At 50.2% G+C, this 13,668-nt stretch carries 9 protein-coding genes and 1 pseudogene; 9 read left to right on the top strand and 1 reads right to left on the bottom strand.

Translation table 11 applies throughout. The annotated features are described in order from the left end of the window. Positions 1–81 precede the first annotated feature (81 nt). From zwf to AC1S52_RS26780, 9 genes are all read left to right on the top strand, one after another. Positions 82–1,611, top strand: coding sequence for a glucose-6-phosphate dehydrogenase (gene zwf, locus AC1S52_RS26820; RefSeq protein ID WP_482032104.1), 1,530 nt, complete (start codon positions 82–84; stop codon positions 1,609–1,611). A gap of 115 nt (positions 1,612–1,726) precedes the next feature. Further along, positions 1,727–3,058, top strand: coding sequence for a glucose-6-phosphate dehydrogenase assembly protein OpcA (gene opcA, locus AC1S52_RS26815; RefSeq protein WP_482032103.1), 1,332 nt, complete (start codon positions 1,727–1,729; stop codon positions 3,056–3,058). Between the two features lie 80 nt (positions 3,059–3,138). Further along, positions 3,139–4,515 (top strand): cobyrinic acid a,c-diamide synthase CobB, encoded by a 1,377-nt coding sequence (locus tag AC1S52_RS26810; RefSeq protein WP_482032102.1) that lies wholly within the window; start codon positions 3,139–3,141, stop codon positions 4,513–4,515. Between the two features lie 289 nt (positions 4,516–4,804). Next, the gene (locus AC1S52_RS26805) at positions 4,805–5,677 is read left to right on the top strand and encodes a hypothetical protein (protein WP_482032101.1); all 873 of its coding nucleotides are present in this window, start codon (positions 4,805–4,807) and stop codon (positions 5,675–5,677) included. Positions 5,678–5,688: 11 nt separating this feature from the next. Further along, positions 5,689–8,298, top strand: coding sequence for an ATP-dependent DNA helicase RecG (gene recG, locus AC1S52_RS26800; protein WP_482032100.1), 2,610 nt, complete (start codon positions 5,689–5,691; stop codon positions 8,296–8,298). 162 nt (positions 8,299–8,460) lie between these two features. After that, on the top strand, positions 8,461–12,408 hold the full coding sequence (locus AC1S52_RS26795) for a HEAT repeat domain-containing protein (protein ID WP_482032099.1): 3,948 nt from the start codon (positions 8,461–8,463) through the stop codon (positions 12,406–12,408). 50 nt (positions 12,409–12,458) lie between these two features. Beyond that, positions 12,459–12,716 (top strand): hypothetical protein, encoded by a 258-nt coding sequence (locus AC1S52_RS26790; protein WP_482032098.1) that lies wholly within the window; start codon positions 12,459–12,461, stop codon positions 12,714–12,716. Next, on the top strand, positions 12,706–13,128 hold the full coding sequence (locus AC1S52_RS26785) for a type II toxin-antitoxin system VapC family toxin (protein WP_482032097.1): 423 nt from the start codon (positions 12,706–12,708) through the stop codon (positions 13,126–13,128). Before AC1S52_RS26790 ends, AC1S52_RS26785 begins: the two co-directional genes overlap by 11 nt. Before the next feature lie 22 nt (positions 13,129–13,150). After that, on the top strand, positions 13,151–13,540 hold the full coding sequence (locus AC1S52_RS26780) for a hypothetical protein (protein ID WP_482032096.1): 390 nt from the start codon (positions 13,151–13,153) through the stop codon (positions 13,538–13,540). Positions 13,541–13,553: 13 nt separating this feature from the next. On the opposite strand, the pseudogene AC1S52_RS26775 reads toward AC1S52_RS26780, so the two are convergent. Further along, a pseudogene (locus AC1S52_RS26775) lies at positions 13,554–13,668 on the bottom strand (IS1 family transposase); the annotation flags it as partial.

The raw sequence follows: 13,668 nt of genomic DNA, 5'->3' as shown, positions 1-13,668 counted from the left end.
TACTCCCTCAACTCCAAACTCCAAACTCTCAACTCCTCCCCCTCCCCTCTGCTCCCCCTCACCCCTTACACCTCTCCCCCTATGGTCGCACTCCTCGAAAACCCCCTTCGCGTTGGTTTACAGCAAGACCGCATTCCAGAACCGCAAATTCTGGTCATTTTCGGCGCATCGGGTGACCTGACCCAGCGCAAATTGGTTCCCGCCCTTTACCAGATGAAGCGGGAACGCCGCCTGCCCCCAGAGTTGACCATTGTAGGGGTTGCCCGCCGCGACTGGTCCCATGATTATTTCCGGGAACACATGCGGGAAGGCGTTGAACAGTTTGGTAGTGGCTTGGGGTCCGAAGCGGTCTGGAAGGAGTTTGCCAGAGGGCTATACTACTGCTCTGCTGACATGGATGATCCCGATAGCTACCAGAAGCTGAAAAACTTTTTGGCTACCCTGGATGAGCAGCGGGGAACCCGTGGTAATCGGGTGTTTTACCTGTCCGTTGCGCCCAAGTTCTTCTCTGAGGCGATTCTTCAGCTTGGGGCAGCCGGCATGATCGACAATCCCAAAAAGCATCGTTTGGTGATCGAAAAACCGTTTGGGCGGGATCTGAACTCTGCCCAGGCACTCAATCGGGTGGTTCGTAAAGCCTGTGACGAACGGCAGGTCTATCGGATTGACCACTACCTGGGCAAGGAAACGGTTCAGAACCTGATGGTATTTCGATTTGCTAACGCCATTTTTGAGCCATTGTGGAATCGCCAGTTTGTCGATCACATTCAAATTACTGTAGCTGAGACGGTTGGTTTGGAGGGACGGGCAGGCTATTACGAAACCTCCGGTGCCCTGCGCGACATGGTGCAAAACCATCTGATGCAGTTATTCTCCCTAACGGCGATGGAAGCCCCTAATTCCCTGGATGCTGACAGTATTCGGGGTGAGAAAGTGAAGGTGCTACAAGCTACCCGACTGGCAGATGTGGAAGATTTGGTCAAAACCTCTACCCGTGGGCAATACACCGCCGGTTGGATGAAAGGAAATACGATTCCCGGTTATCGGGAAGAAGAGGGAGCGGCTGCCGATTCTACAACCCCCACCTACGCCGCTCTCAAGCTATATGTAGACAACTGGCGCTGGAAAGGCGTTCCCATCTACATGCGGACGGGTAAACGGATGCCAAAGAAAGTATCGGAAATTGCCATCCAATTTAAAGAAGTTCCATTCATGATGTTTCAGTCTGCTGCCCAGCAGTTGAACCCAAATGTTCTGGCGCTCAGAATTCAGCCAGATGAGGGCATTTCTCTTCGGTTTGATGTGAAAACACCGGGTAACTCTCTCCGCACCCGTCCAGTGGATATGGACTTCCGCTATGACAGTGCTTTTGGTCAACCCAATACCGATGCCTATGCCCGTCTACTGGTTGACTGTATGTTAGGAGATCAAACCCTGTTTACACGCGGTGATGAGGTCGAAGCTTCCTGGAAAATTTTAACTCCCCTGCTGCAAGTGTGGGACGCCCCGGCTCCTCGTGATACGATTCCGCTTTACGAGGCGGGAACGTGGGGGCCTGTTGAAGCTGAATTACTATTAAATCGGGATGGTCGCAAGTGGCGCAGGCTGTGATTGAAAGGCTGAAGGCTCTACGGCTTGCCGTTTCCGAAGGGTAAGCTGAAGGCTAAAAGGGTAATTAAGAATTGGTAACGGAACCCAACCACTAAACAAGTGAGACAGCAAATCTATGATTACAACTTCTGCCGTTGCACTCCAACAACCGAAGGATATTTCGCTTCATGAAATTGAGGAGGAGTTGAACTCTATTTGGAACAGTCAGAGTGTGAGTGACGCGGCTCTGATTGCAACCAGAGCGTCAACATTTTGCATGGTCATCTATGAGCCGGAAGAGTTTCAGCAACTATTGGCAATTCTGGGCTTTTATGACGGACCTGTCGATGGTATTCATGGACCCTTAACTAAGGCGGCGGTTCATGAGGCGCAGAGAACCTATGGCTTGTCTATTACAGGTCGGGTGGATCCTGAAACCTTAGCCCGGTTAAGGCAGGAGGTGACAAAGCTACCCCCGGAGAAGATGCAAATCCCGAACCCTAACTTGCGTGGGTTTAATGTCAATGATGCGATCGCCGCCCTCAATCCCCGCCGCATCATTACCCTCTGCCCCACCCTGGGAGAAGATAAAGGGGTCAAGGCGGAGGTGTCGGCATTCTGCCCGGTGCAGAAAGTTTCTGGCGACAACCTGATCTGCTCCGAGTACATCACGTTGCGGGGTACTAAGGATGCACTTAACCGGGTTGGAGACCTGACCGCCTCTCTGTTTATCCAGAATCTGCCCAAGTTTCTTTGGTGGAAGGCGACCCCCAACCCTGAGCAAGAATTGTTCAAGAAGGTGGTTGAGGCTTGCCACTGCATCATTATGGACTCCAGCTACTTCAGTGATCCCCAGTCAGAATTTCTCAAGATTCAGGAGTTGATCGATCGCGACATTTCCGTGGCTGACCTCAACTGGCACCGATTGTTACCCTGGCAGGAGTTGACCGCCGAAACCTTTGATCCACCAGAGCGGCGGGCAGACATTGGCGAAGTGGATCGGGTTGTGATTGATTACGAGAAAGGAAACGATGCCCAGGCGCTGATGTTTTTGGGCTGGCTTGCCAGTCGCCTGAACTGGGAACCCATTTCATACCTGGAAACCGGTGGTGACTATGACCTGAAGCATATCAAGTTTACCGGATCCCATCAGCGCGAGATTGTGGCTGAACTGGCAGCCACCCCAACCGCTGATGCGGGCGAAATTGTGGGAGATTTGATTGGCTTGCGTCTGGCATCGACCAATCCCCAGGCAAATTGCAACACCATTCTGTGTTCTGAAACCACGGGTTGTATGCGTCTGGAGGCAGGCGGCAGTGCCCAGGCTGCCCGGACTGAAATGGTAACTGCCATTAACGATCAGAAAGCCGAATTTCTGCTCAGCCAGCAGTTGCAGCGCTGGGGGCGGGAGGTGCTGTATGAGGAAAGCCTTGCGGTTGCTGTCAAAGTCCTGAAGTTGAAATGTTAATTGATCGTCATGTAGATTGAGATCCCCGGAATCTTTAAGATTCCGGGGATCTCAATCTATAGGGGTATAGCAGTCAATCCATGACTTTAGTCATTGCCGGAGAGCGGAGTGGGGTGGGTAAAACCACCATTACCCTGGCAATTCTTTCCTATTTGCAGAAAATTGGTCTTAAGGTTCAATCCTTTAAGGTTGGACCCGATTACATTGACCCGATGTTTCATGGCTATGTAACGGGACGACCCTGCCGCAATCTGGATCCCGTATTGACCTCAGAAGCGTACATTCGCCAGTGTTTTGCTTTGAACCTCCAGGAGGTCACGCATGGGTTGGTGGAAGGGGTCATGGGTCTATTTGATGGAGCGGCAGGTCAGGAAGACTATGCCAGTACTGCCCATATTGCCCGTCTGCTCAGTCTCCCAGTTTTACTGGTTGTGGACTGTAGCCGTATGTCCCATTCCATCGCGGCTCTGGTGCATGGCTACCGTTCCTTTGATCCCCGGCTTCAGTTCGCTGGAGTCGTGCTGAACCGGATCGGCAGCGATCGCCACCTCGCTCTCCTGAAATCTGCCCTGGAACCCCTTAACGTCCCGATTCTGGGAGTTCTGCGCCGCCAGGACAATATCACCATTCCCGATCGCCACCTGGGGCTTGTCCCCACCGCTGAACTGAATCATTTGAATCCCTTAATTGAACAACTGGCAGAGTTAGGCAAAACCAGCTTTGACTGGGCAAAGTTGATGCCCCTGCTAGAGACTGCCCAGACCTCGGAGGTCCCGCAAACCTCCGAGGTTTTAGAGAGGGTGCCCATCGCGATCGCCCAGGATGCTGCTTTTAGCTTCTATTACCAGGACAACCTGGACCTGTTAGAACGTCTGGGCGGCACACTCATTCCCTGGAGTCCTTTAGCTGATAAGGAATTGCCGAAAGGGGTCCAGGGGCTTTATCTGGGTGGGGGTTTCCCGGAAATGTTTGCAGAACAACTCAGTGCCAATGAATCTGTTCGTCAATCCGTTCGCGTTGCCATTCAAGCAGGCATACCAACCTACGCCGAATGCGGTGGATTGATGTACCTCTGTCAGCAAATTGTCGATTTCGAGGGGCGATCGCACCCAATGGTCGGCATATTACCCCCCACTGCCATGATGGGAAAACGCCTCACCTTAGGCTATCGGCAGGCGATCGCCTGCCAGGACAGCATTCTGTTTCCCAAGGGGACCCCCATCAATGGCCATGAATTTCACCGCTCCCATCTGAGCCAGGAGCCGGATGTTCCACTTTACAGGGTGCAGGGTACACGGGGCGGGGAGCCGGGGAGATGGGGAGCCGGGGAGACTTTTGAAGGCTGGCACCTGCCGCACCTTCACGCCTCCTACATTCATCTTCACTGGGGAGCCACGCCTGAGATTCCTGAACGCTTTTTGAACTGCTGTAGCCGATTTACTCGACGATTGCCGTAAATTCCTTTCCCCAATTCTGGCGATCGCCCAGTTCTTCCAGCAGCCTTTCATAGGTCTGCCAGCTAATTCCCGAAAGATGAATAATTTCAGTGGGGGGATCAGCAGCGTTGCAGCCATAGAAATTCCGAGCAGTACGGTATCTAAATTCTAGTGCTTTGTCAGCTTTGGCTTTGTCAGTCTAGGTCGCCAAGATGGCTTGCACAAATGATGCCAATTTGGCTTCAGACTAAACCCAGAGGCTCAAACCGCTATCCTGGGGATAGAATCATCTCTGGCAGTCGATTCAAGTATGGATAGGATCACAGTGGAGCGGATAGAGAAAGATTTGGCAGCAATGCATGAGGCGATCGCCACCCTTGCCCATGAGTTTCACAATGCCTACTCAGACTACCTGACGCTCCTGGGTAAATCAGTCCGGCAGCAGCTAATTCTTGCCAGCTACCATGTCTGCACCCAGGGTTATCCCGATCGCTTCCTGAAGCTGGGATATAACCAGCGCTACGAACTGCAACAGACCCTACGCAGACTGGCAGACCAGACCCAGGAAGAATTACTGGCTCAACTCCATCCTCCCGTGGTTCCCGCCGAGCCAGAACCTCCCATTTTGCCCGATTTTACCTGGCACACTGCCGAGCTACCCCCTGCCAGCGATGCTTCTGAACTAACCAATCACCCAACCCCATCAGAGAAACCCCCACTCACGCCTGTGCATCTGGCTCAGTGGCAGCAAGATCTGGAAGAGGCGATCGCCCAGGAGCTAGGAACGGCTTCTCATGCAGCAAATCGCCTGCTACAACAGGCAAGCATCCTGCCATCAAAACTTCCAGAACCGATTCTGGAAGCCGCTGCCAAAGCCGATATGTCTGAAATTGGCGGACGCACCCCCAACTTAATGAATCTGCTGGTTGAGGCAGTGCGTAACGATTCAGCAGGCAAAGAGGACGAAGAACTGAAAGGTCACACCGTCATGCATATTGTGGCGATTCACCTGCGGCTTGCCGAAATTGAATTTGCAGATCCGGCGGTTAACTCTGCCCGTAACCGAATTCGAGGACTGCTGGCACAACTCAAATCCCTGGGACGGGAGTATCAGAAAAAACAACAAGAACGGGCGATCGCGGAAGCACAGGCAGCCTGGCGAGCCAGTTGGACAGAAGAGTAGAGGAGCTTAACTTGCAACCATCTCCCCTGCCCCCTACCCCTGCGGCTGACGATCGCGGCGGCAGCCCCCACCCCCCACCGGACACCTCCACCCCACCGGACTGGATTCGCCTGCAAAAAGCACTCTCCGTAGAAGCCGACCGGGGCTTTAATGATCTGGAAGGCAACCAGCATCGCTTCAGCGAATTTCTCAGCCTTTCCCTCAGCCAACCACCCCAAAAGTTTGCCATCAAGGATCAACACTACTGGCAAGAACTCGGTACTCGGTTCACCACCTACTCCGAACTCACCTTCGCCCAACGCCAACATCTGGTCGCTGATACCCGCCGATTTTTGCATCAGATGAAGCGATCATGGGAAAGTAACGAGACAGGCAGACGGGGAGAGGGGGGGACAGGGAGAGAGGAGGATAGGAAAAATCCCTCTCCTTCAAAAACCCCAAAGGCTTCCCCCCTTTCCCCCCACCCCTCTTCCCACCCTACGGGAATGCCAAAGGCGAACACCCCTCTCTCCTCTCTTCCTAAGCTCGACCAACCCCTCACCTATTTACCCAAAATTGGTCCCAAAAACTCGGAACGGTTGGCGAAGCTAGGACTGTTGACCGTGCGGGATTTACTCTTCTACTACCCCCGCGACCATATTGACTATGCCCGTCAGGTCGATATTCGGAGTCTGGTAGAAGGGGAAACCGTGACCCTGATTGCCAAAGTCAAACGCTGTAACTGTTTCACCAGTCCCCGCAACCCCAAGCTGACCATCCTGGAACTGGTGATTCGGGACTATACGGGTCAAATTAAGCTGAGCCGCTTCTATCCGGGAAATCGCTATAGCAGTCGGGCATGGCAGGAGCAGCAACGGCGAGTTTATTTACCGGGAGCGACGATCGCCGCCTCTGGGCTGGTCAAACGCAGTAAATATGGCGTGACCCTGGAAGACCCGGAAATTGAGGTGTTGGAACACGAAGAAGACTCGATCGATTCTCTTAAAGTCGGGCGGGTGGTGCCCATTTATCCCCTGACAGAAGGTGTCCCAGCGGATCTGGTCAGGCGGGCGGTGACTTCTGCCCTGCCAGCGGTGCAGCAAATTCAGGAACCCCTGCCCGATGGGTTGCGGGAGACCTATGGACTGGTGGGGATTCAGGACGCGATCGCCCACATTCACTTTCCCCCCGATGCCAATGCCGTGGCAACTGCCCGCCATCGCCTGGTGTTTGACGAGTTCTTCTACCTCCAACTGGGTTTGCTCAAACGCCGCAAAACCCAGCAGCAAATCCAGGCAGGGGCAGTTCTGGCTCCCACCGGACAACTGATTGACCAGTTTTACGACATTCTTCCCTTCCGCCTCACCAATGCCCAGGAACGAGTGGTCAACGATATTCTGAACGATTTACAAAAGCCAACTCCCATGAATCGCCTGGTGCAGGGCGATGTCGGCTCTGGTAAAACCGTGGTGGCGGTGATTGCCTGTCTGGCTGCCATTCAATCGGGCTACCAGACTGCTCTGATGGCTCCTACGGAGGTTTTGGCAGAACAGCATTATCACAAAATGGTGCAGTGGTTCAACCTGCTACATCTGCCGGTTGAACTGTTGACTGGCTCCACCAAAGCGGCTAAGCGACGAGAAATCCATGCCCAGCTTGAGACAGGCGAATTGCCGTTATTGATAGGCACCCATGCCCTAATTCAGGATTCGGTCAATTTTCAGCGGTTGGGGTTGGTCGTGATTGATGAACAGCATCGGTTTGGGGTGCAGCAACGGGCACGGCTCCAGCAGAAGGGACAAAATCCCCATGTGCTGACGATGACCGCGACTCCCATTCCCCGCACCCTGGCGCTGACTCTCCACGGCGACCTGGATGTGAGCCAGATTGATGAACTACCCCCCGGACGCAAACCGATTCAAACCACCATGTTGCTGGGACGGGAGCGGATGCAGGCGTATGACCTGATCCGGCGCGAGATTGCCCAGGGGCGGCAGGTGTATGTGGTGTTGCCTCTGGTGGAAGAGTCGGAAAAGCTGGATCTGAAGTCGGCGATCGACGAATATGAGGAACTCAAGGAGCGGGTGTTTCCCGAATTTGCAGTGGGTTTGTTGCACGGACGCATGACCTCGGCTGACAAGGAGGATGCGATTAACCGCTTCCGCCAGAACGAAACGCAAATTCTCGTATCTACAACAGTGGTGGAAGTGGGGGTGGATGTGCCCAATGCCACGGTGATGCTGATTGAACACGCTGAACGGTTTGGACTTTCCCAACTGCACCAGTTACGGGGACGGGTGGGGCGGGGAGGCTCTCAGTCCTTCTGTCTGCTAATGAACAGTTCCAAAACCGAAGCCGCCCGCCAGCGCTTGAAGGTACTGGAGCAGTCCCAGGATGGCTTCTTTATCTCAGAAATGGATCTGCGCTTTCGGGGTCCCGGCGAGGTATTGGGCACCCGCCAGTCGGGACTACCGGACTTTGCCCTGGCAAGCTTAGTAGAAGACCAGGAAGTGCTGGAACTGGCACGGCAGGCAGCGGAAAAGGTGATTGCCAGGGATGAAACCTTAAACTGCTGGGAATTGATGAAAGAGGAACTGGAGTATCGTTACCAAAAACTAATGGGCGGCACGATTTTGACGTAACGGGTGTGCGATCGCCCCCAGATCCCTGGTTTCTGAAGGGCAATTGAGTTGAACTGAAATAGGTTGAGCCAGAAACCAGGTCTTGACCATAGGAAGAGTCAGGCTGACGAAGGAGTTGATCAGCGCCTATTATCGAAATAACCTGCCTGCCAGAAATTTTGGATGACCACTCCAGATTTTCAGGATTATTTGCGATCGCTGCCCCATCCTTCTAATCAAGACTGGGGCGATCGCTACACGCCAACACAGGTGGAGTTGCCCTTGAAGGTGCAGGCGATCGCTGAAAACAAAGATGCCCCAACCGCTCAACGCCAGCCCCAGAAACAGGTACGAGAACGCTTTGAAGTGTTGACTGGATTACGGAAGGCGGTGCAGGAGCACCATCATGTTTTGCTGGTCGGAAAACCCGGTTCCGGCAAATCAACCGCACTACGCCGTTTGCTGTGGGAAGAAGCCCAGAAATGTCTTGAGTTCACCCCATCACCCCACCATCCCATCACTCCATCACCCCTCCCCGTTCTCATCGAATTACGCGACTGCCGCAGCGGTGATGTATTGGGGTGGATTCAGAAATCACTGCGAAGACTACGATTGAGTCGGGAAGACATTGAAGATCTGTTGTTTCAAAACCGAGTGCTGTTGTTGTTCGATGGTTTGAATGAATTGCCGTCAACGGATGCCTGGACTGCACTGGATGAGTTTCGGCGGGATGAGGACTTCCAGGCTACTCGATCGATCATCACTACGCGGGAACTGGGAGTGGGAGCAGACCTGGGGATTGAGAAAAAGCTGGAAATGGTACCGCTGACCGAACCCCAGATGCGGGACTTTATCCAGAAGCGGCTGCCAGAACAGGCGGATAACCTGCTAAGACAGCTTCGGGGGCGATTACGGGAACTGGCAGAAACCCCTTTATTGTTGCAAATGCTTTGTGAGGTAGTGGCACAGAGCAAAGATGGGCAGATTCCTCAAAATCGCGGGGAACTGTTTCGTCAGGAATTTGCCCGCCGCTATGAGGCATTTAAACCTTTGCGGGGAAGGGTTTCGGAAGACTCACGTCGGTTTGCTCCGGAGCTGCTCCAGCATCTCGCGTTTATCATGATCCAGGGAGCACCGCACACCGATCCGCTTAAACCCACGCCTTCCTGGTTAACCATTCCCAAAACGCAGGCTGAAACTATCCTGGAGACTTACCTTACAGGTCGTGTGGCGGCTCCGGCTCAAGCTGCAAAGGAATGGCTGGAAGATCTGGTGGAACATCACCTGCTTCAGCTCGCCAGTGACCCTGATGAGATCGAGTTTCACCATCAACTGTTTCAGGAATACTATGGGGCTGAAGCACTGCTACAAAAGCTTCTTGACTTTCTTAAAGATGAAACAAGCAGTGCTAAGTTCCAACAGGATTACTTGAATTATTTGAAGTGGACCGAAGTAATCTCTCTTATGGCGGGACTCCTAGATGATGAAATTCAAGGATTGAAGTTAGTTGATTTGGCTCTAAGAATTGATCTAATGCTAGGAGCAAGATTATCAGGAAAGGTTAAAAATCAGATCCAAAAACAATCTATAAACTTAATAACTCGATCTGCAATACCACAGTTACTAAGAATTGAAATTTTAGGAGCTACTTCTTCTAGTCATGCAATTCCAGAAGTTCAAAAATCCCTAGAGCAACCAGAGCTAGATTTGCGTAAAAAGGCTGTAGATGCGTTAGAAAGAATTGGTAGTGATGGTGCCATCGAAGAGCTACTGAAGTTGTTGGAAGATCCAAATAATGATATTGCTGATAAAGCTGCCAAAGCTTTGAGTAAAATCGGAAATAGTGGGTGGATTGCAGGTTATATTAGAGTAAAAAAATCAGAAGAAAAAAATCCACTTTTATTTGCAGAAAATGAGATTTTTCAATCAGAAATAAAACAAGGAATAAAGTACTCAAAATCTGCAAATAAAAATGCTATTCATGAACTGAAATATATTACCAACCTGGCAAAGGTTCCTAATTTAACTGAAAAATTAAACGACGAAGAAGCTGACGCTTACCCAAGAATTTTAGAAATCCTTTCTAAGGAAACCGTAATAGTAGAACTACTTGAATTATTAGATCATCAGAATAATTTCGTCCGTGAAATCACTTCCTATTGGCTAGGAAAATCTGGCAATATATCTGTTGTTCCAGGGTTACTAAAAGCATTAAATGATCGAGATATAGGTGTTCGTTGGAATGCTGCTTATTGGCTAGGAGAATTTGGCAGTGAGGCTGCTATTCCAGAACTCGTTAAAGCATTAGAAGATGAAGAACCTAGCATACGCTGGAGAGCAGCTTATTCTCTAGAAAAAATTGGAAGCCAATCTGCTATGCCAGGACTCTTTAGAGTATTGAAAAACTCAAATTCTGATGTTCGGTGGAAAGCTGCTTATACATTAGGAAAGCTCGGCAGTAAAATTGCTATCCCAGAATTACTGGAAGCTTCGAAGAGTTCAGTTCCTAATATTCGAGCTACAGCAAATGAGGTGATAAAAGAATTAACAGAAGATGAAAGTGTTATAGAAATGCTTGATATTTTACAAAGTAAAAATCTTGATATCTGGTTAGAATTTGCTGAAGCTTTAGAAAAACTCGATAGTAGCTTTCTAATTTTAGAGGGGATCAGGGCATTAGAAGATCAAAACCCTTTGCTTCGTTGGAGTGCTGTTGAAGTTTTAGGAAAAAGTAGTAGCAGCAATAAAAGAGTTATTCAGTGTCTTTGTAAAGCAACTAAGGATGAAAGTGCTCCCGTTCGTTGGAGTGCTATTAAAGTATTAGGCACAATTAATGATAAAGATGCTGTTACAGTGTTACTTGAAGCATTAGAAAATAAAGATTCAAGTACTCGTTGGAGAGCAGCAGAGGCATTAGGAGAAATCGGCTACCAAGACACAGAACTAAAATTAGTTAAGGTTTTGGATGATCAAGACTCTTTTGTTCGTTGCAAAGCTGCTGAAGCACTAGGCAAAATTTCTTCAGAACATGCGGTTCCATCTTTGATCAAAGGTTTAAGGGATGATGACTATTTTGTCTGTTGGAGTGCTGTAGAGGCATTAGAAAAAATTGGGGGTGAAGTTGCTATACAGGAATTAGCCAATACTTTGAACCATCGAGATATGCATATCCGTGAAAGAATAGCTGAGGCAATTGGAAGGATGGGTGAACCATCTCTAATTCCAACTCTGTGGAATTTACAACAAACATGTCCAACATCTTGCCTTAGTTTCTCGATAACATCTATCCAAAAGCGTTGTAGGTTCTACAACTACGAAATTGCTCAGTCGGCAGTAGAGGAAGGGGATGGGATGTCAAGTACTGTGGGTAAAGGAGCGCAGATCATCAACAATATTTACAACTTTGATTCAGTTGGAAATGTCAATACTGGTAAGGTAAACATTCATGGGAATCAAGTAGGTGAGCAGCATCTAATTTCCATGCAATCTGGGGAGGAGTTTAATCCCAAAAACTTTGAGGAGGAGGATAAGCCTTCTAATCCAGTTGTGAAAACGATTTTGGTTCTGGCATCCAGTCCTGTGGATATGGCGCGGCTTCGACTGGACAAAGAAGTGCGTGAAATTGAACAAGCATTAAAGCGCTCTCAAAAACGCGACCAGTTCAAGTTAGAGCCAAAATGGGCAGTCCGGGCTAACGATTTGCGCCGCGCATTATTAGACGTTCAACCCCAAATCGTTCACTTCTGTGGGCATGGGATCGGTGCAGGAGGATTGCTTCTGGAAGATCAAGCGGGACAGTCGAAACCAGTTAGCACAGAAGCCCTAGCTGATCTGTTCGCCCTGTTCGCTAATCAGATTGAATGTGTTGTGCTGAATGCTTGCTACTCTGACATACAAGCCCATGCAATTGTCCAGCAGATCCCCTACGTGATTGGGATGCAGGATGCCGTTGGTGATACCGCTGCCATTCAATTCGCGATCGGTTTCTATGATGGACTTGGCGGCAGAGGTACGGATGGCAACGGATATGAAGCTGCTTATCAATTTGGTCGTAATGCCATTCATTTGGAAAACCTTCCGGACTATTTAACTCCCAAACTGCTTAAAAAATCTGACTTGACCAGCTACTAACAAACTTATACGAGAGTCAAAATTAAACTCCATTGAAGGAGAGATGAAAAATGGCTAAAGCACTCACAATTCAGCTCCCAGAAGATTTAGAGCTTAAACTAAACGCCCAGGCTAAAAAACTCAACGTCTCCCTGGAAAGCCTGATACTCCAATCCCTGGAGCAGTCAGTGACTCAACTGGAACTAGACCAGGATGATCCGCTTGTGCAACTGTTTGGCTCGATTAAAACCGACATCAAAGATGTAGCTGATAACCACGATTACTACATTGGTCAAGCTCTTTACGAGGAGTTACGCGGTGCCGAGTAATCTCTTTGCAGATACCTCTGGCTGGTCTTGCTTATTGGTTGAAGCGGAACCCCAACATGGACTGGCAACCCAATGTTTTGCCCGTGCTCGGTTGCAAGGGCGATCGCTGGTTACCACCAATTACATCATTGCCGAACTGGTTGCCTTACTTCATCGCCCGTTACGTGTGCCTCGGAGCAAACTGTTTCAAATTGTCGATACCATCAAATCCGCTTCCTACGTGCAAATCATCCATCTTGATGAAGCCACTGACGCAGCCGCCTGGAATCTCTGCAAAAACAGACCTGACAAGTCATGGTCGCTGGTAGATTGCGCCTCATTTGTCGTTATGCAGCAAATAGGTCTTCAGGAGGCACTGACAACGGATCACCACTTTGAACAGGCTGGCTTTATCCGGTTACTCAAGTCCTAACAATTGGAAGAGAATTCAAACAATGGTAAAAACCCGCCAGATTCCGCCCACTCCCCATCCAGTACTGCTCAACCTGGCAGAAGCTTTACAGCAGGTTGCCAGCCAGAGGTTAACCAGTCAACATCTGGTACAGATTGCCGAAGGGCTTTACTGGTCGCTGCTGGAAGGGGAATATCGGAGCGATCGCACCCCCGCCGCTAATCAACTGCGTGAAATACTTTCTGACATTACCATCCAATGGGAATGCCTTCTGGCTAATTTGCATGGGCAAGCAAACACCCAACCCGCTCTGTCTCCTATGTTTCCGCCAGAGTGGCTCAATCAGTGGCTAGAGCAAACTCAACGACTTGAGGCAAATACGATGGCAGAAGTACCCAAAAACCAACCGACCTTTAATATTCGGCGTTGCTGAATAGAAATATGATTTACTGCGGGACGGGCACATCACCAAATTTGAGGTAGTGTAGTAGCAAGCGAATCGAGTGCTTCAGCATTTCTACGGACTTGGAATAGCACAAGGTCTTGCGATGCAACCGGGCA

The organism is Kovacikia sp. CALU 1929 (genome assembly GCF_056784235.1).
This window is presented reverse-complemented; position numbering and strand designations above follow the sequence as displayed.

What these genes read in the sequence shown, in the direction of transcription:
- AC1S52_RS26805 (WP_482032101.1), top strand. Translation starts at nt 4,805, where the DNA reads ATGGATAGGATCACAGTGGAGCGGATAGAGAAAGATTTGGCAGCAATG.
- AC1S52_RS26810 (WP_482032102.1), top strand. Translation starts at nt 3,139, where the DNA reads ATGACTTTAGTCATTGCCGGAGAGCGGAGTGGGGTGGGTAAAACCACC.
- zwf (WP_482032104.1), top strand. Translation starts at nt 82, where the DNA reads ATGGTCGCACTCCTCGAAAACCCCCTTCGCGTTGGTTTACAGCAAGAC.
- opcA (WP_482032103.1), top strand. Translation starts at nt 1,727, where the DNA reads ATGATTACAACTTCTGCCGTTGCACTCCAACAACCGAAGGATATTTCG.
- AC1S52_RS26795 (WP_482032099.1), top strand. Translation starts at nt 8,461, where the DNA reads ATGACCACTCCAGATTTTCAGGATTATTTGCGATCGCTGCCCCATCCT.
- AC1S52_RS26790 (WP_482032098.1), top strand. Translation starts at nt 12,459, where the DNA reads ATGGCTAAAGCACTCACAATTCAGCTCCCAGAAGATTTAGAGCTTAAA.
- AC1S52_RS26780 (WP_482032096.1), top strand. Translation starts at nt 13,151, where the DNA reads ATGGTAAAAACCCGCCAGATTCCGCCCACTCCCCATCCAGTACTGCTC.